The 18822-nt window shown below is 63.5% G+C and carries 16 protein-coding genes; 7 read left to right on the top strand and 9 right to left on the bottom strand.

What is annotated here, in order from left to right:
- Positions 1-125: 125 nt before the first annotated feature.
- The 4 genes from AC1RUK_RS14630 to AC1RUK_RS14615 all read left to right on the top strand — a co-directional run bounded on the left by AC1RUK_RS14630 (position 126) and on the right by AC1RUK_RS14615 (position 5340).
- Positions 126-1367: an ABC transporter substrate-binding protein gene (locus tag AC1RUK_RS14630; protein ID WP_481835054.1), complete on the top strand. Its 1242-nt coding sequence runs from the start codon at positions 126-128 to the stop codon at positions 1365-1367.
- A 157-nt stretch (positions 1368-1524) separates the two neighbouring features.
- Positions 1525-2451, top strand: coding sequence for a carbohydrate ABC transporter permease (locus AC1RUK_RS14625; protein ID WP_481835055.1), 927 nt, complete (start codon positions 1525-1527; stop codon positions 2449-2451).
- Entirely contained in the window at positions 2451-3308 is an 858-nt protein-coding gene (locus AC1RUK_RS14620; RefSeq protein WP_481835056.1) for a carbohydrate ABC transporter permease, read from the top strand. Before AC1RUK_RS14625 ends, AC1RUK_RS14620 begins: the two co-directional genes overlap by 1 nt.
- 28 nt (positions 3309-3336) lie before the next feature.
- Positions 3337-5340 carry a glycoside hydrolase family 127 protein gene (locus tag AC1RUK_RS14615; RefSeq protein WP_481835057.1) on the top strand — a complete coding sequence of 668 codons (2004 nt, stop codon included), beginning with the start codon at positions 3337-3339 and terminating at the stop codon, positions 5338-5340.
- Between the two features lies 1 nt (position 5341).
- Here AC1RUK_RS14615 and AC1RUK_RS14610 read toward each other — a convergent pair whose 3' ends face one another.
- From AC1RUK_RS14610 to AC1RUK_RS14595, 4 genes are all read right to left on the bottom strand, one after another.
- Positions 5342-6142, bottom strand: a complete 801-nt coding sequence (locus AC1RUK_RS14610) for an endonuclease/exonuclease/phosphatase family protein (RefSeq protein WP_481835058.1) — start codon at positions 6140-6142, stop codon at positions 5342-5344.
- Positions 6143-6179: 37 nt separating this feature from the next.
- Complete coding sequence (locus AC1RUK_RS14605; RefSeq protein ID WP_481835059.1) at positions 6180-7640, bottom strand: phospholipase D-like domain-containing protein; 1461 nt, start codon at positions 7638-7640, stop codon at positions 6180-6182.
- 80 nt (positions 7641-7720) lie between these two features.
- On the bottom strand, positions 7721-8512 hold the full coding sequence (locus tag AC1RUK_RS14600; RefSeq protein ID WP_481839500.1) for a DUF1194 domain-containing protein: 792 nt from the start codon (positions 8510-8512) through the stop codon (positions 7721-7723).
- 54 nt (positions 8513-8566) lie between these two features.
- Positions 8567-9559 carry a DMT family transporter gene (locus tag AC1RUK_RS14595; RefSeq protein ID WP_481839501.1) on the bottom strand — a complete coding sequence of 331 codons (993 nt, stop codon included), beginning with the start codon at positions 9557-9559 and terminating at the stop codon, positions 8567-8569.
- Positions 9560-9723: 164 nt separating this feature from the next.
- Between AC1RUK_RS14595 and AC1RUK_RS14590 the strand changes: the two genes are divergently transcribed.
- A complete protein-coding gene (locus AC1RUK_RS14590; protein WP_481840283.1) occupies positions 9724-11694 on the top strand; it encodes a BTAD domain-containing putative transcriptional regulator in 1971 nt (656 codons plus the stop codon).
- A gap of 110 nt (positions 11695-11804) precedes the next feature.
- Here the strand turns inward: AC1RUK_RS14590 and efp are convergent, their stop codons facing one another.
- Positions 11805-12374, bottom strand: a complete 570-nt coding sequence (gene efp / locus AC1RUK_RS14585; protein ID WP_436174426.1) for an elongation factor P — start codon at positions 12372-12374, stop codon at positions 11805-11807.
- 158 nt (positions 12375-12532) lie between these two features.
- Here efp and epmA point away from each other — a divergent pair, with 158 nt between their 5' ends.
- The gene (epmA, locus tag AC1RUK_RS14580; RefSeq protein ID WP_481835061.1) at positions 12533-13573 is read left to right on the top strand and encodes an EF-P lysine aminoacylase EpmA; all 1041 of its coding nucleotides are present in this window, start codon (positions 12533-12535) and stop codon (positions 13571-13573) included.
- A 142-nt stretch (positions 13574-13715) separates the two neighbouring features.
- Positions 13716-14138, top strand: coding sequence for a YybH family protein (locus tag AC1RUK_RS14575; protein WP_481835062.1), 423 nt, complete (start codon positions 13716-13718; stop codon positions 14136-14138).
- Positions 14139-14251: 113 nt separating this feature from the next.
- Here AC1RUK_RS14575 and AC1RUK_RS14570 read toward each other — a convergent pair whose 3' ends face one another.
- The 4 genes from AC1RUK_RS14570 to AC1RUK_RS14555 are packed head-to-tail and all read right to left on the bottom strand — an operon-like array spanning position 14252 to position 18600.
- Positions 14252-15070: an ABC transporter permease gene (locus AC1RUK_RS14570; RefSeq protein ID WP_481835063.1), complete on the bottom strand. Its 819-nt coding sequence runs from the start codon at positions 15068-15070 to the stop codon at positions 14252-14254.
- Between the two features lie 11 nt (positions 15071-15081).
- Positions 15082-16362, bottom strand: a complete 1281-nt coding sequence (locus AC1RUK_RS14565) for an ABC transporter permease (RefSeq protein ID WP_481835064.1) — start codon at positions 16360-16362, stop codon at positions 15082-15084.
- A gap of 6 nt (positions 16363-16368) precedes the next feature.
- Positions 16369-17421 carry an ABC transporter substrate-binding protein gene (locus tag AC1RUK_RS14560; protein WP_481835065.1) on the bottom strand — a complete coding sequence of 351 codons (1053 nt, stop codon included), beginning with the start codon at positions 17419-17421 and terminating at the stop codon, positions 16369-16371.
- A gap of 6 nt (positions 17422-17427) precedes the next feature.
- The gene (locus AC1RUK_RS14555) at positions 17428-18600 is read right to left on the bottom strand and encodes an ABC transporter ATP-binding protein (protein ID WP_481835066.1); all 1173 of its coding nucleotides are present in this window, start codon (positions 18598-18600) and stop codon (positions 17428-17430) included.
- Positions 18601-18822: the final 222 nt, after the last annotated feature.

Raw genomic sequence — 18822 nt, 5'->3', positions numbered from 1 at the left:
ATGTCGCCCAAAAGTGCGCAGCGGTTTTGGGACTACGACATGCATGAAGCAAAAAAGCCGCGGCTGGCCCGGTCAACCGGGCGGCGGCGGCCGAACAGGGAGGAGAACCTATGAGGAGGAAAACCATGAAGACCATGATTGCCGGGCTCACGCTCGCCGCGAGCATCTTTGCCTTGCCCGCAATGGCCGCCGACACCGCCAACATCTGGGTGCGCGCCGACGGCTCGAACTTCATGCCGCGCATCGTCGATGCCTTCAACAAGGCGCATGAGAACCAGATCAAGCTCGACATCATCCCCAATGCCGAGATCATTCCGAAATATGGCGCGGCGGCCGCCGGCGGCACCGCGCCCGACGCGCTCTCGCTCGACCTGATCTACACGCCGGCTTTTTCCGCCGCCGGCCAGCTGGAAGACATCACCGACTGGGCGAAGTCGCTGCCCTATTTCGCCAGCCTGTCGCCGGCGCATGTCAAGACCGGCACCTACAAGGGCCGCATCTACGGCCTGCCGTTCTCGGCCGACAGCTCGGTGCTGATCTGGAACAAAAAACTGTTCAAGCAGGCCGGGCTTGACCCCGAAAAGGGTCCGGCCAACTGGGCCGAGATCGAAGCCGACGCCGAAAAGGTCAACGCGCTCGGCGGCGACATCAAGGGCTTCTATTTCTCCGGCAATTGCGGCGGCTGCAACATCTTCACCTTCACGCCGCTGATCTGGGCCTCGGGCGGCGATATCCTCTCCGAGGACGGCTCCAAGGCAACGCTGGACAGCCCGCAGCTGCGCGGCGCCATCGACCTCTACCGCTCGATGGTCAAGAAGGATCTGGTGCCGGCGGGCGCGCAGACCGACACCGGCTCCAACTTCTTCGCCGCCTTTGCCGCCGGCAACATCGGCATCACGCCGTCCGGCGCCTTCGCCATCGGTGCGTTGAACACGCAATATCCGAATGTCGACTATGGCGTCACCTTCCTGCCGGGCAAGGATGGCGGCTGGTCGTCCTTCGCCGGCGGCGACAATTTCGTCGTCACCAAGGGCACCAAGAAACTCGCCGTGGTGAAGGAGTTCCTGGACTTCGCCTATTCGCTCGAGGGCCAGACTATTTTGGCCAAATACGGCAGCCTGCCGGTACGTGGCGACATCGCCAAGGAAGCGCTGAAGGACCTCGACCCGCGCTACCAGATCGCCGCCGAGGCCATGGCCAAGGGCCGCACGCCCTATACGGTGGTGTTCAACGATTTGATCAACTCCGCCAACGGCCCGTGGACGCAGATGGTCAACGAGGTCTTCTTCGGCGACGATGTCGACGGCGCGATTTCGAACGCGCAGGAGACCATGCAGTCGATCATCGACCAGGCGCCGCAGAAATAAGGACTGGCTGGACGGCAGGAGCGGCGCAACGCCCTGCCGTCCAAGGTCCTGACCCGGCCGCCCGCCCCGTCTCCCTGGCCGGGCGGCCGGAGCGCTCCTTACCCTCCCCCTCGTGGGGAGGTGGGGCCGCCTCGCTGGATCCAACGGAAGAGCACGCATGACCGCCATCGCAGCAACCTCCGCTCCCGCGCGCCCCAGGAAACTGGTCGGCGCCGGCCGCCGGCAGTGGGTCGGCCTGCTCTATGTCGCGCCGGCGGTGGCGCTGGTCGTCGTGTTCTTCATCATCCCCCTCGGCATGACGGCGTGGATGTCGCTGCACAACTGGCCGCTGATGGGCGAGCACTCCTATATCGGCCTCGCCAACTACTGGGCGATCCTGCGCGACACCAGGTTCTGGAACGCGCTGCGCTTCACCGGCTGGTACACGCTGGTGGTGACGATCGCGATCTTCGCCGTCGCCTTTCCGCTGGCGCTGTTCATCGAGCGCCCGAGGCGGCTCACCGGCTTCTACCGCACGTCCTTCTTCATGCCGGCCGTCATCGGCTTCGCATCGGCGAGCCTGCTCTGGTCGTGGCTGTTGAATGTCGATTCCGGCCTGTTCAGCCCGGCCGCCTTCGATCTCGGCCTGACCGAGAAGAAGGTCAACCTTCTGGCCACCTTCCAGCCGGCCTTCTGGTCGATCATCGCCATGGTCGTGTGGAAGGTCGCCGGCTTCACCATGATCATCCTGATGACCGGCCTGCAGTCGATCCCGTCCGAATTGCAGGAGGCGGCGATGATCGACGGGGCAGGGCCGTTCGCGCGCTTCCGGGCGATCACGCTGCCGCTGATGCGCCGCACGCTGGCGCTGGCGCTGATCCTGTCGGTCGCGGGCTCCATCCTTGCCTTCGACCAGTTCTACATCATCCTGCGCGGTGGTCCGCGCAACCAGACGCTGACCGCCGTGTACTGGATCTTCAACCAGTCCTTCGTGTCGTTCAAGCTCGGCTACGGCGCGGCCTTGTCGATGATCCTGCTCGCCATCCTGGTCGCGCTCTCGATGGTCCAGCTGTGGCTGCTGCGCAAACCCGAGGGGGTCGACTGATGGCGCAGGCACGCAGCCGCAGCAGCCGCTTGCGCCTCGGCATCGCCGAGCACGCAACCGGCATGATCGCCTCGGTGCTGTTCCTGGCGCCGATTGTCTGGACGGTGCTGTCGGCCTTCAAGCCCTCGCAGGAGGCGCGCCTGCCGCCGCTGCCGCCCTGGCCGACCACTGGCTTCTCGGTCGAGAACTACGGCACGCTCAACACCTTCGGCGACGGGCTCTGGCTGCCGGCGCAAAACAGCATCTACGTCTCGGTGATGACGGTGGTGTTTTCCGTCATCGTCAGCGTGCTTGCCGGCTACGGTTTCTCGCGCTTCCGCTTTCCCTTCAAGGACCTGCTCTTCGTCGTCATCCTGTCGACGATCATGATCCCGTTCCAGTCGATCCTGACGCCGATCTTCCTGGTGCTGACCAAGATCGGCCTGCACAACACGCTGACCGGGCTGGTCTGCGTCTATGTCACGCTGCAATTGCCGTTCTCGATCTTCATGATGCGCAACGCCTTCGACGCGGTGCCGCGCGAGATCGAGGAGGCCGCGCGCATGGACGGCGCCAACAACATCACCATGCTCGTCAGGGTGATGCTGCCGCTGGTCTGGCCGGGCATCGTCACCATCGCGCTATTCGCCTTCCTCGGCGCCTGGAACGAATTCCTTGCCGCCCTGGTGCTGATGACCGACCAGTCGAAGTTCACGCTGCCGATCATGATGACCGCGCTGCAGTCCGGCCGCTTCGGCGCCATCGACTGGGGCGCGGTGCAGGCGGGCGTCACCGTGATGATGGTGCCGTGCCTGATCCTCTTCTTGGCTCTGCAGCGCTTCTACATCCGCGGCCTGATGGCAGGGGCCGTGAAATGACCAATCGCATTCGAACGGAGTTGAATTGATGACCGCAACGCAATCCGCCAAACAACCCGCCAGCCAGACCGTCACATCGGGCAAGCCGATGCTCGCCTTCCGGCCGCTGCCGGTGCCGCAGGTCGATGTGCGCGGCTTCTGGGGCGACCGCGTCGATGCGGTGGCCTCGCGCACCGCCGACATCCTCTACGAGCGCTGCGTCGCGGCCCGCATGCTGGAGCAGATCGATCCAGACCGGGCCTCGCCGGGTGTCGTCATCCCGTTCCATTCGCCGTCGCCCGACGAAGTCTCCTTCACCGGCAACGAGTTCACCGGCTCGACGGTGACCACGCAGATGTTCTGGGACTCCGACTGGGGCAAGACGATCGAGACCGCGGCCTATTCGCTCTACCGCCGCCGCAATGATGCGCTTGAGGCCAAGATCGACGCCGTCATCGACATGTACGGCAAGCTGCAGCAGCCCGACGGTTATCTGTCCAGCTGGTACCAGCGCATCCAGCCCGGCCTGCGCTGGACCAATCTGCGCGACTGCCACGAACTCTATTGCGCCGGCCATCTGATCGAAGGCGCCGTCGCCTACTACCAGGCCACGGGCAAGCGCAAGCTGCTCGACATCATGTGCCGCTATGTCGACCATATTGCCGACAATTTCGGTCCCGAGCCGGGCAAGAAGAAGGGCTATTGCGGCCATGAGGAGATCGAGCTGGCGCTGGTCAAGCTTTCGCGGGTCACCGGCCAGCAGAAATACATGGACTTGGCAAAGTACTTCATCGACCAGCGCGGCCAGCAGCCGCATTATTTCGACGAGGAGGCGCGCGCCCGCGGCGCCGATCCGAAGGCCTATCATTTCAAGACCTACGAATACAATCAGTCGCACAGACCCGTGCGCGAGCAGGACAAGGTCGTCGGCCATGCGGTGCGGGCGATGTACCTGTTTTCCGGCATGGCCGACATCGCCACCGAATATGGCGACGACACGCTGAGGGTGGCGCTCGACCGTCTCTGGGACGACCTGACGACCAAGAACCTCTACATTACCGGCGGCATCGGGCCGTCGGCGCACAATGAGGGTTTTACCGCCGACTACGACCTGCCCAACGAGACCGCCTATGCCGAGACCTGCGCCTCGGTCGGGCTGGTGTTCTGGGCGAGCCGCATGCTCGGCATGGGGCCGAACGCGCGCTATGCCGACATGATGGAGCGGGCGCTCTACAACGGCTCGATCTCCGGCCTGTCGCTCGACGGTTCGCTGTTCTTCTACGAGAACCCGCTGGAAAGCCGCGGCAAGCACAACCGCTGGAAATGGCACCGCTGCCCGTGCTGCCCGCCCAATATCGGCCGCATGGTTGCGTCGATCGGCAGCTATTTCTACGGCCTCTCGGACGACGCCTTAGCCGTCCACCTCTATGGTGACTCGACGGCCCGTTTCGAGATCAAGGGCCGACAGGTCGAGCTGGTCCAGACCAGCAACTGTCCCTGGGACGGCGCGATCTCGATCCGCGTCGAGCCGGAGGCGCCGGTCGAATTCACCTTGCACCTGCGCATACCGTCCTGGTCCCGCAAGGCGGCGCTCAAGGTCAACGGCGCCACTGTCGATCTGGAGAGCGTGACCAGCGACGGCTATGCCGCGATCCAGCGCGAATGGCAGCGCGGCGACCGGGTCGAGCTCGAGCTCGACATGTCGATCGCCCGGCTCTTCGCCAACCCCGAAGTGCGCCAGGACATCGGCCGCGTCGCACTGGCCCGTGGTCCGCTGATCTACTGCGTCGAGGCGACCGACAATGCCGGCCAATTGCACCGCATCACCTTGCCGCGCACGGCCGAGATCGAGGCGCATGCCGAGCCGAACCTGCTTGGCGGTGTCGTCACGCTCTCGGCCATTGGCACGAAAGAGGCGGCGGAGAACTGGAACAGCGGCCTCTACCACACCGATGCGCCCAGAATCGAGGAGACGAAGCTGAAGGCGGTGCCTTATTTCGCCTGGAACAACCGAGAACCCGGCGAGATGCTGGTCTGGCTGCGGGACGGGTGAGCTACAGGTGCACGAAAGCCGTAAGCGGCAGATGATCGGAGGCGACCCGCGAAAGCGGCGTGTCATGGGCTTCCACCGACGAGATCATCCCGTGCCGATTGGCCATGATCCGGTCGAGCGCGAGCAGCGGCAGGCTCGACGGAAAGGTGGGAACCGCCGGCGGCGAAGGACCGAAAGTCGCATGCAGCGTGTTCAGCGCGGACCGGTTGCCAAGCCGCCATTCGTTGAGGTCGCCGAGCAGCAGCGTCGGCTTTTCGTCCGGGCTGTTCATGATATCGAGCACGACGCGCGCCTGTTCGGAGCGTGAGCGGCGCAGCAGGCCGAGATGCGCGGCGATGACCCGCAGCGTCCGTTTCTCGTCCATGTCGATTTCGGCAACCAGCGCCCCGCGCGGCTCCAGTCCCGGCAGCTTTATCTGGTGGACATCGCGAACGGTGCCGCGTTTGAATAGGAGCACATTGCCGTGCCAGCCGTGCCCCTTGCCGTTTCCGGACACCGGCACGGGCACCAGGCCCGTCTCCATTTCGAGACGCCCAAGATCGAGAAGCCCGGCGCGGTCGCCGAAACGATTGTCGGCCTCCTGCAGCGCCATGACATCGGGTGCGATTTCCCGGATGACGCGGACAATTCGTTCGGGGTCGAATTTTCTGTCGACGCCAACACATTTGTGGACGTTGTAGGACGCGACCAGCGCACTGGCGCCGTCCACAGGCTCGCGCGGCTCGGTCCTCGTCGTCCGGGATTTTCGGCGGCGAATGGACAGGAGCATGTTCTCAGGAAGGTTGCGTCCGGTTCTCTGCATCGTGTCTGCTGCTCGTCTTCCCCAGATATAGGTCCGGCTAGAGATAAGGCGATCCCAACCACAGCACCCGGTCGAACAGGCGAACGATGAATGGCCGGGCCTTCAAGGTTTCGAGCGTCACTTGTGTCGCGGATTGAATTGCCGATCCGATACGCGCTTCGATCTCGGCGGCAAAGCCTGCATCGAGCACCTCCATGTCGATCTCGAAGTTCAGCCTGAGCGACCGGGCGTCGAGGTTGGAGGAGCCTATATAGGCCCACACCCCATCGACCGACAGCAGCTTCGAATGATCGAACGCCCCCGAGTGGCGCCACACGCGGCAATAGTGCTTCAGCACCTGGTCGAACTGCGCCATCATGGCGCGGTCGACGAGGAAGAGGTTGTTCACCGCCGGCACGACGATGTCGATCTCGACGCCGCGCCTGGCCGCCGTGGTCAGCGCGCTGATCAGCTCCCGGTCCGGCAGGAAATAGGGCGACATGATACGGATCGATTTGCGGGCGACGGAAAATGCCCCCATCAGCAATTTGTGGTTCGTCTCGATACTGGCATCCGGCCCCGACGCCACCGCCCGCACCAGCATCGGCTGATCGGGAGGCGGCAAGGGCTTGTCCACCTGCCAGGCATCGCCCTTCAGCGCCTCGTTGCCGGCGAAGCGCCAATCCTCGGCGGCAACCGAAAAGAGGTCGGCCACGACCGGTCCGGTGACCTGGAAGTGCGTATCCCCAGCGCTGGTCGAGCCCGCGAATTCGGCTGAGAATCCCTTTCGGATGTTCATGCCTCCCGTGAACGCCACCATGCCGTCGACAACCAGGATTTTCCTGTGCGTTCTCAGGTTTGCATAGGGAAGTCGCAAGCCTATGACGATGTTGCCGTTGAAGAGATCGACGGTGACGTTGGCCTCTCGCAGGAGCTTCAGGATGCTGGGGACCGAGTAGCGGACGCCAACGGCATCGATCAGCACGCGAACGCTGACGCCCCGTCGGACCGCTCCGGCCAGCGATTCGGCGAAAAGCCGCCCGACATCGTCATTGTCGAAGATGTAGGTCTCGAGCAGGATGCTGCGTTGAGCATCGTCGATCGCCCGGCACATCGCGGCATAGGCCTCGTCACCGGTCTTCAGGATTGCAATTGCGTTTCCCGGCGTCAGGGCGCGCCGCGCCACCCTGTCGCCCAATGTCTTCAGGCCAGCGAAACGCTGGCCGTAGCGCTCGAAGATCAGCTCTTCGCTGGCGATGTCGCGCTCGCGCTTTGCAGTTGCCGTCTCGCCGGCGGGCGGCCGCTGCGCGCTGATCGTTGCACGGCGGATCCGGTTTATGCCGGCAACGGTGTAGATGATCGCGCCAAGGAATGGCGAAAGCAGCATTACGCCCACCCAGCCGGTGGCCGCGCGCACGTCTTCCTTTGTCATGATGGCATGAGCGATGCCGACGGTCGCCATCGCCACCGAAATGATCAAGATAAGCTGAGGCCAGTGACTCGCTATGGTCTGCAACATCGGCAGGACTATTGAGCGAGCGGTCGCAGAAGGCAATGCAGAGGATCAAATCCGGCTCCCGGACCGATGAGGGAGTAGACCTAGTCTTGCATATGCGGAACCACGGGTGTGATGAGTCCCCATCCACTTGTGGCGGCAAGGGGTGCGTTCATGCTTACTTCCGTCACCAGCTTCCGGCGAAGGGCCCTGATGTAGTCGTTTGGCCCCGTCGGCGACATGACGAAGGCTTGGGAGCCGCCAATGACCGATCGGGCAAAGTAGGATGCCAACGGTTGCTCCGGGTTCTCGCCTTCCGTTGGAATGGCGATTGCATTGATCGTGTATCCCTTGGTGATGGCGTTCAGCCTGCTCGGCTGAACCGGAAGCCCGTCGTTGTTCTCGCCATTGGAAGAGATGTCGATCACTTTCTTCATCGCGTTTCCAGGAAACTGATCGAGCAGAAGACTTCCGACGTCGATGGCCGAGGAAACCGATGTTCCGCCTCGGCCTCTGCGGGCATAGCCGGTATCGCCCTTCTTGCTGATCACCGCCGCCGCTGCCTTGGCATCCTCGAGCCCGCAGATCCTTGTCCACGGCAGCACAACGCGCGTGTGCCCGGGGCTCGACCATTCAAAATAGGCCACGCCGATGCAGCCAAGATAATTTCGGGTGATGGCGGCAATGATCTCGGGCGAAGTCAGTGCCGCGGCATGTCCCTCGCGCTGCAGGTCGGCAATCTTCGGGTCAATCGAGGACGAGAAATCGACGGCGAACACGATCGCCACATCGACATTGGCGGCATGTGCCGGCAGCCCCCAAAACAACGACGCCGCAAGCATCGTTGCCAGTCTCAGGAATGAGGGACCGGCTTCCTCGGACACATGTTCGAACATGGTACTCTCCATTTCAACAACGGGCTGTTTTTCGAGGTGGTCAATGCGCGGCAATCAAGACGAGCGCAGCGAGGAAGGGTCTCGGTAAGGAGCATGGCGTACCTCCTCTTGACCGGGATTGGCGGCGGCGAAGGCTGGCACCGGAGCGTCGAAGGGTTGAATCGGATTGGTCTGCAGGGGCGCATGTGCCTGCGGCGTTCGGTTCGACATTGCGACCGACAGGATCGCACTGAGAATGATCGCGCCCCCCAATGCGCCTGCTGGCGAGGCCTGCTCGCCGAGGAAGATCGCCGCGCCCAGCGCGCCGAAGACGCTTTCGGCACTGACGATCACGGCGGCATGGCTGGCCGAGGTGTAGCGCAGGGCGACAATCTGTATGCCGAAAGCAAATGCGGTGGAGAATATACCGAGGACCGCCAGTTCCGGGCCGGCTGCAAATGCAGCGGCCATCGACAAATTGCCGTGCATTGCCCCGAGCGGCAGGGCGAAGGCGGCGGCGCCGAGGAACTGTGTCGCCGCGGCGGTGAATGGCCGCCCGTGGGTTTGCATATGCCGGCCAAGCTCGACCGTCCAGAGCGCATAACAGGCAGCCGACAGGATAGCGGTGAGATCGCCAGCGCTGAAACCGGCGATCCCACCGGACAAGAGCAGGGCACCGACTACGGTCAACCCGGCGGCGAATGTCAGACTGGCTGTCGGACGTTCGCCGATAAGCAGCCACGCAGCCAGCGGCGTCATCACCGTTGCCGTGCTTATCAGAAAGCTTGCATTCGTGACGGTGGCGCCGAGATAGCAAAGCTGCTGAAGCATGATGGAGATGGCAAACAGCGCCCCCACTCTGGCCAGGCTGGCAAGATGGCCCGCCCCGGCCGGCAGTCGCCTTTCAGTCAGGACAAAGGGCAGCACAAGCAGCCCGCCGATCAGGCAGCGCAGACCAACGGCACTCAGTGCATCGAGGTGGTCGAGCACCGTCTTTTGCGCGACATTGCCGAAGCCCCACAAGGCGGCGGCAAACAGGAGCAGCAAATTGGCTCTAAGCTTTGACATCCGCCGCCCCCTCGGGCCAAAGCCTGCCGCAGGCTCAGTCACCCCTAATTCAGCGAAGTCTAATCGACCGGCCGTCACGAGAGCGCTTGAGGCGCGGCTCTACTGTTTGCGAAGCGTTAGTTTTGAGTTAGAATTTCGTCACGAGGGAAGAAGCTGTTAAGCAAATGCAAGATGCGGATGACGTCACTGCAAGTAGAATCTCGCTTTTCGGCGGTTTCCGGATTGAAAAGGAGGCTGTCGGCCCACTCTGGCTGACCGGGAAGCGAGGCCCCGCGATCATTGCCTATCTGGCCCGCTGTCCGGGTATGTCGGCGACAAGGGAAAGGCTTGCTGACCTGCTATGGGGCGACAGCGATAGCGAGCACTCACGCAACAGCCTGCGGCAAACCCTCAGCGTCCTGCGCCGGGATTTGTCACGAGCGGGGGTGGATCTCATTCATTCCCGCAAGGAGTTGATCGGCCTCAGGCCGGATGCGGTTCGCGTCGACGTCGGGGAGTTCGAATCCGGCCTCTCAGCCCGTTCCTCGCAGGAGCTCGAAACGGTTCTGGCACTTTACACCGGGCCTTTTCTCGATGGCCTTTATCTGGGGAGCAGTGCTTTCGATGACTGGGCCGCATCGGAACGCGAAAGGCTGCTGAACCGAGCGCTTGAGTTGTTCGAAAAGCTTGCTCGTGTCGTGGACGCTGAAACGGGGCTCGTCCTGGCCGATCGAATTCTGGCCATGGAACCGACGCGCGAGGAATCCTATCGGCTGAAGATGGAACTGCTCGTTGCGTGCGGCCAACGCGACCGGGCGTTGCGAACATACGAGACTTGCAAAAGCGTGCTAAAAAAGGAGTTTGGTGTCGAAGCCAGCCCCGAGACGCGGGCGCTTTGGCAATCCCTGCTGGCTGTCGCCGATACCGCATCGGCAAATGGTGCCGCCGGTCAGCGCCTGGGGCGCCCATCGATCAGTGTCGCCGACTTCGTCAACCTGACGGGAAAGCGAGGCGACGACTTTTTTGCCAGGGGGCTCGTCCAGGACATCACCACGGCCCTCTCAGAGGTGGCCGACTATGTCGTGCTCTCTGCGCCTCCTCCCGTGGAGAAGAACGGCGCTGCCGAAGAAACCAAAACGCCGGGAATGCTCCGGGCGCGATATGTGCTCAGCGGCAGCGTCCAGAGATCCGGCAATGGACTGAGGGTGAACATCCAGCTTGTCGATGCCACCGGCGGCCACAACGTCTGGGCCCAGAAGTTCGACGGCCACGCCGAGAACGCGCTCGAATTCCAGGACAGGATCGCACAGTCTGTTGTTCTGGGAGTGATCCTCGACCTTCAACTGACCGACTGGAAAGTCCGCGACAAGAGCCCGCCTGGTCCTCCTGAAGTGCGCAGGTTGGTGAACGAGGCTCTCATGAAGTATTTTGAGATGACCCGGGACTCGCTGTTGGTCGGGATAGAGCTTGCCGAGAAGGCTGTATCGATAGGTCCCGACAACGCTCGTGCGAAGCGGACGCTGTCGATCATAATTTCCATGTGCGTGGCGTTTGGTTCGCTGCCCCGGGAGCAGGGGCAGATCGAGCGTGCGGTCGAGCTTGCGCAAGTAGCGGTACGGGCAGTGCCTGACGACGAAATTGCCCGCTGCGTCCTGTCATTCGCTCTCGAAAGTTCCGGCCGCATCGACGAGGCGATCGCCGAATGCCAACATGCGATCAGCCTCAACCCAGGCTATCCGAGCGGCCACGGCGACATTTCGATGCTCTTTGCGTTGCGCGGACAGGTCAGCGAAGCTGTGCGTGAGGCCAACGAGGCAATCCGGCTCGGAGCGCATGACGTCATCGACTTCTGGCGTCACCATGGCTTGGTTGTTGCACTGTTCGCCGGCGGAGACGATCGGCGGGCGCTCGAAGTCGCCCGCCGGGTGGTCAGGACAAAGCCGGGGTTCGTTCGCGGCGCGCTTTATTGGGCCGCGGCCGCGTCGGCAACCGGAAACAACGAGGAAGCGTCACGGGCCATCCATCATTGCCTGTCACAACTTCCACATCTCAATCTGGGCAATGTCTGCCCCGGCTTTGTGCCACGCTATGTGAAGGACCATCATCACTCGAGGTTCCTTGAAATGCTGTCGAGAGCTGGCCTTCCGAGTTCCTGATGCATGTCGCCCAAAAGTGCGCAGCGGTTTTGGGATAACGACATGCATAACCTAAAGCGCGTGGACTGAATCCGCTTCAACGCGACGCGCTTTAAGGGTGGCCTCGCGCCTCAGTCCTTGGCGCGCTCGACATACGCGCCGTCGGCCGTCATCACCACCACGCGGGTGCCGGCGCTGATGTGCGGTGGCACGGTCGTGCGCACGCCATTGGAAAGCAAGGCTGGCTTGTAGGATGAGGATGCCGTCTGGCCCTTGGTCACCGGTTCGGTCTCGACAACCTCGAAGGCGGCGCGCTGCGGCAGCACCAGCGAGATCGCGATGCCGTTGAACTGCGAGATCTGCACCGCCATGCCTTCCAGCAGGTAGGGCGCCATGTCGCCGACCACGCTTTCCGAAACCGCGACCTGGTCGTAGCTCTCGGGGTTCATGAAATGGAAGCCTTCGCCGTCGCTGTAGAGGAAGGTGTGCTCGCGCTCTTCGACATAGGCGCGCTCGACCTGCTCGGTGGTGCGATAGCGCTCCGAAACCTTCACCCCATCGCCGATGCGGCGCATGTCGAGCTGGGTCACGGGCGTGCCCTTGCCAGGGTGGATGTTTTCGGCAAAGAGGATCACATAAAGCTTGCCGTCCTTATCGACGACGTTGCCTTTGCGTAGGGAACTGGCGATGACCTTCACCACGGGGGACAATCCTATTCGAGTTCTTGGCCCGTTCGGGTTCGTTGGCCCGAAAGCGTTGCCTGATGCAAAATCGGCTGAAGCAGCCGTCCGCTGCGCCCTAGCGCATCTTGGCCGCAACCGCCAGTCTTCTCTGCAATTTCGCTCATGACCTGATCCCGATGACGCAAGCTTCGCCCTGGTGGACGCTAGATGTCCACGCCGACCGCCGGCCACGGCTGATCCAGCGCAATGCGATCGCTGCCTCCGTGCGCGACTGGTTCGCCGGGCGCGAATTCATCGAAGTCACCACCGCGGCGCTGCAGGTTTCGCCCGGCAACGAGGCGCATCTGTCGGCCTTCGCCACGCAGGCGATCGGGCCGGACGCCGTACGCTCGCCGCTCTACCTCCACACCTCGCCGGAATTCGCCTGCAAGAAGTTGTTGGCCGCTGGCGAGCAGCGCATCTTCAGCCTCGGCTCTGTCTGGCGCAACCGCGAGCGCGGGCCCTTGCACCATCCCGAATTCACCATGCTCGAATGGTACAGGGTCGGCGAGACCTATGAGAGCCTGATGGCCGACTGCGCCGCGCTGCTGGCGCTGGCGGCCGAGCGTGCTGGTGCCAAAGCCTTTCGCTTTCGTGGCCGCGAGGCCGACCCATTTGCCGAGCCGGAGCGGCTGAGCGTCGCCGACGCGTTTTCGCGCTATGCCGGCATCGACCTGCTCGCCACGGTCGCCGCGGACGGCAGCACCGACCGCGCCGCCCTGCATGACGCCCTGGTCAAGGCAGGCTTGCGCACCGCGCCCGACGACAACTGGGCCGACCTGTTCAGCCGGGTGATGGTGGAAAAGGTCGAGCCGGCGTTGGGGCAGGGGCGGGCCACCATTCTTTACGGCTATCCGATCTCGGAGGCCGCGCTCGCCCGGCCGAGCGTCGCCGACCCTCGCGTTGCCGAGCGCTTCGAGCTCTATTGCTGTGGCGTTGAACTCGCCAACGCTTTTGGTGAACTCACCGATCCGGCCGAGCAGCGGCGGCGCTTTGCCGCCGAAATGGACGAGAAGGAGCGCGTCTATGGCGAACGCTACCCGCTGGACGAGGATTTTCTCGCGGCTCTCGCCATCATGCCGCAGGCGAGCGGCTCGGCACTTGGTTTCGACCGGCTGGTCATGCTCGCCACCGGCGCGCTCAGGATCGACGACGTGATCTGGACTCCGGTCGCCTGAAGAACGCCGCAGGTTCGGCGTCGTTCTGCTAGGGCGTGAACTCATCAACGGCTGGCGGAAGCGCCAAGAAGCGAGATAGCGCGAGCGGGGACCCGACTTTTCGGATAAAGTTTTCTCTTTCCGATCACCTGAGGGCGCTAAGATGTTAGCCTCTGACCTAACGAAATTTATCGAGCAGGATCATCTGGCTTTGGATGCTTTCGTGAAGGGCGATCCTGAACCTCTGAAGGATCTCTACTCGCGACGGGATGACGTCATTATCGCTAATCCGTTCGGCCCGCCGGCGAAGGGTTGGGAAAAGGTCGCCACGACCATGGAACGGGCTGCCACCAATTTTCGGGGCGGTGAGGCCACCGGCTTTGAGCGCATCTCCGAGTACGCGACGGCGGAGTTGGGGTACATCATCGAGGTAGAGCGGTTCCGATCCAAGGTCGGTAGTGACGACAAACTGGTGCCGATTGCGCTTCGGGTCACCACCATATTCCGACGGGAGCAAGGCGCGTGGAGGATCGTCCTTCGTCATGCCGATCCGATCACCTCAGCTCGCCCACCGGCGTGTCCATAGTCGGAGAGTAGAAGGGTTGGCGGACCCGTCTGGGTCCTACTCGGTGAGAGCCGCAGGTTGTGCCTCGGCGGGCTGCGGTTCATAAGTCCACGCCCTAGCAGCTTAGGCGCCCCTCAGCCTGGCCGCTTCTGGCCACGCCGCGCCAGAATATTGGCGACGACCAGCAGGACGATCGACAGCCCCATCATCAGCGTCGCGGCGGCGGTGATTGCCGGGGAGAGTTTTTCGCGCAAGCCAATGAACATTTCGAGCGGCATCGTGCGCTGGTTGGCGCTGGCCAGGAACTGCACGACCACAACCTCGTCGAACGAGGTGACGAAGGCGAACGCTGCGCCTGACAGCACGCCAGGCAGGATCAGCGGCAGCATCACCTTGAAGAACGACCGCACCGGCTTGGCTCCCGAGATGGCGGCGGCGCGCATCAGATTGCGGTCGAAGCCGGTTAGGCTCGCCGCCACGGTGACGACGACGAAGGGGCTGGCAAGGGCAGTATGCGCCAGGATGATGCCGGCATAGGTGCTTGCAAGGCCGACACGCGCGTAGAACAGATACGAGCCGACGGCGGTGATCACCACCGGCACGATCAGCGGCGACAACAGCAGCGGCATGACGATGCGGCGTCCGGGAAATTTTTCGTCGGCGAGTGCGATCGCCGTCATCGTGCCCAGTATGGTAGCGATCAGCGTCGTGCCGAAGGCGATCAGCAGGCTGTTGCCGATCGCCGACTGCCAACGCTGCGTGCCGAGCACGACCTCGTACCAGCGCGTCGAAATCCCTTCGAGCGGGAAGATGAAGAAGGAGCCGCTGTTGAACGACAACGGCACCGGGATGAGGATCGGCACCAGCAGGAACAGGATCACCAGCCCGCACCACAGCCAAAGCAGGCCGATGCGGATGCGCTCGCCGGTGGTCGGATAGGGAGACAGCATCATGGCCTAGGCTCCTATACGAGTTTCAGCCGGTCGAGGCCGAGGATGCGGGCAAAGATGCCGAACAGCGCCAGCGTGAACACCAGCAGGATGAAGCTGAGCGCAGCCGCCATCTCCCAGTTCAGCTCGACATTGACGTAGTTGGCGATGAAGTTGCTGATCAGCTGGTCGCTGGCGCCGCCGATCAGCGCCGGCGTGATGTAGTAGCCGAGGCAGAGGATGAAGGTGAGCAGGCATCCTGCCATGACGCCCGGAAAGACCTGCGGAAGGTAGATGCGGCGAAACGCGGTGAACGGCCGCCCGCCCAGCGAATAGGCGGCCTTCATCTGCGAGGGCGGGATGGTGCGCATGACGCTGTAGATCGGCAGCAGCGTGAACGGCAGCTGGATATGCGTCATGGCGATGATCAGGCCGATGCGGCTGTACATCAGGTCGAGCCGGTCGTCGGCGACGCCGAGCCACAGGAGCAGGTCGTTGACCAGGCCGAATTTCTGCAGCAGCACCGTCCAGGCCGCCGTGCGCACCAGGATTGAAGTCCAGAACGGCAGCAGCACCGCGACGATCAGGATGGCGGCCAGCCCCTTCGGCGCGCTGGCGATTAGGTAGGCCAGTGGAAAGCCCAGCAAGAGTGTCGCCAGCGTCACCGCCGCCGCGACGAAGAAGGTGCGCATGAACACCTGCAGGAAGATCGCCTGTTCGCGTGGCACGCGTTCGATCGAGCCATCGGCATTCCAGCGCAGGTCGAGCGCGCTGAGCAGATAGAACGAGGTCACGGCGTGGGTGCCGTTGGCGATCGCCGGCCATGTACCCGGCTGCGACCAGAACGGCACGGATTTCACCACCTCAAGCGGCGGTTTGTCGCCGGCGCCTTCGAGCTGGCGCACCGTCTTCAGCACCTGGCTGCGCGCGCCGGGCAGGCGGGCGTTCAGGCTCTTGGCAAGCTCATAGGCCGTGCCCTTGGCCTGGTTGTCCCTGAGGTCGGCGGCCAGAGCCAGGAACGCGGCATCGTCGGGCAGGCCGCTGCCGCTCCAGCCGCTGAGCGCCTGGGACGTCTGCGGCAGGGCATTGGCGATCGTCGGGTCATAGACGGCGCGCGACAGCAACAGCACGATCGGGATGCCGAAGCTCAGTGCCAGCAGCACCAGCAGCGGTGCGGCCAGCGCCAGCGAGCGCAGCCGGTCGCCGAACTCGGCCCGCCGGATCGCCGCCGACACCGACCTGAGGTCGGCATCGGCGGCTGACCGGCCGCGGGCCAGCGCGGGCCGGTCAAGTTCGCTGGGCGGGATCGCCGTCATCGCCTTCTACTGCGCAAGCCAGGCGTTGAAGCGCTTGACCAGGTCCTCGCCATAGTCGCCCCAGAACTCGGTGTCGGCGACGAGGTAGGCACCCTTCAGATGGTCGGGAGCGTTCGGCAGCTTCGGCAAGGCATCGGCGGCCACAAAGGACGCCGCATCGATGCGCACCGGTCCGTAGGTGATGTAGCTGGCGAGCTTGGCGTTGTTCTCCGGCTGGCTGATATAGGCAAGGTATTTGTAGGCGAGATCCGGGCTTTTGGCGCCCTTCGGAATGGCGATCATGTCGTATTCCAAGATCTGGTTGTTCCAGACGATCTTGAATGGCGCGCCGTCCTTGTCGATGGCGTTCTGGATGCGGCCGTTCCAGGCGGTGGTCATCACCACTTCCTTGGAAGCCAGGAGCTGCGGCGGCTGTGCGCCGGCATCCCACCAGACGATGTCCTTCTTGATCGTGTCGAGCTTCTTGAAGGCGCGATCGACGCCCTCGGGCGTGCCCAGCACCTTGTAGACGTCGGCGGGCGCGACGCCATCGGCCATCAGCGCCCATTCGAGGTTCTGCGCCGGGAACTTGCGCATGGCGCGCTTGCCCGGGAATTTGGCGGTGTCGAAGAGGTCGAGCACCGAGGTCGGCGCTTCCTTCAAAACCGTTGGGTCATAGGCCAGCACGTCGCCATAGGCGTCAAGGCCAACGCCGCAGTCGAGCGCGGAGCCCTCGAGGAATTTGTCGCGTGGGGCGATCTTGGAATAGTCGAGCCGCTCGAGGATGCCTGCGTCGCAGCCCTGCAGCACGGTTGCGGTTTCCACCGTCACCAGGTCGATCGGTACGTTGCCGGTGTCGACCATGGCTTTGACCTTGCCGAGATCGCCGAGATACTCCTGCTCGACGATCTTGGTGCCGGTCTCCTTGGTGAACGGCTCGAACCACGCCTTGCGCTGCGCGTCCTGCCAGGCGCCGCCGCTGGCCATGATCGATAGCTCGTCGGCGACGGCGGCATGGCCGATCGCCATCCAGGCAGTGGCCGCCGCGAGCGCGAGCAGCCAGGTCTTGGTGATTTTCATGTGATCTTACTCCCCTGTTGTTTTTGATATCGATCCGCCCTTTCCGGCATCGGCCGGAAAGGCGCGGCAATCACCGGGCGCGCAGGAAACCACCACCGTCTCCCCATTCGCCATGGTCGCTTCGGGGCCGACCTTGACGGTCAGCACCTGTCCGTTTTCGAGCCTGGCCAGCAGGCGCTGGTGGTCGCCGAGATAGATGCGGCCGTCGACCGTGGCAGTCAGCCTGTTACCGGCCTGCGCTGCGGCCGCCAGGCCGAGCCGCTCGGGGCGGATGGCGACATGGCATGCGCCACCCTCGGCGACGCCGATGCCTAAAGCGGTGATCGCGCCGCCGCCGTCCAGCACGACGCGGCATTCCTTGCCGACCACGCGCTCGACCTTGCCGGCCAGCGTGTTGTTCTCGCCGATGAAGCTCGCCACGAACGAGCTTTGCGGTGTGTTGTAGAGGTCGTCGGGCGAGCCGAGCTGGGCGATGCCGCCATTGTTGAACACGGCGACGCGGTCCGACATCGTCAACGCCTCACTCTGGTCGTGCGTGACATAGACGATGGTGACGCCAAGCATCGTGTGCAGCTGCTTGATCTCGAGCTGCATGTGCTCGCGCAGCTTCTTGTCGAGCGCGCCGAGCGGTTCGTCCATCAGCACCAGGCTCGGCTCGAACACCAGCGCGCGCGCCAGCGCCACGCGCTGCTGCTGGCCGCCGGACAACTGCGTCGGCCGCCGGTCGCCGAACTGCTTGAGCCGCACCATGTCCAGCGCGCGGCTGACGCGGGTGGTGATGTCGGCCTTCTCGATCTTGCGCACCGAGAGCGGGAAGGCGACGTTCTCCTCCACCGTCATGTGCGGGAACAGCGCGTAATTCTGGAACACCATGCCGATGTTGCGTTCATAGGGCGGCAGCCGGTCGACCGAACGGCCTTCCAGCGTGATGACGCCCCTGGTCGGGCGCTCGAAACCGGCAAGCATGTTGAGTGTCGTCGTCTTGCCCGAGCCGGAGGGGCCGAGCAAAGTGAGGAATTCGCCGCGCGCCACGCTGAGGTTCAGCCGCGTTACCGCAAAGGTGCGACCGTCATAGGATTTTTCGACGTCGGTGAATTCGACAAAGCCCTTGGTGTCGGCATTGGCTGCTGGTGCCGAGGCGGTGCTGCCGGCTGGCCGGGTTGTCGCGGCGGCGGTCACCGGCGGAAATCCGCGGTGTAGCCGCCAGGGCCGCTGGTCGATGCGAAATGGTGCTTGCGCTGCATGTCTCGGTCTCGCGGGGCGCTGGCCGCATAAGGGCGGCGAACCAAACTTGTATGCTCACACAATTGGTGGTTAATGAACCATAGATGCAGACAAGTTTCCCCGTCAAGCGGCTTTTTTCGCAATTGTGTGAGATTTCGGCTGCCGGATTTTGATTTT

Source organism: Mesorhizobium monacense (assembly GCF_056781675.1).
Note: the sequence above shows the minus strand (reverse complement) of the source record. Positions and strands in the feature narration are given on the sequence as shown.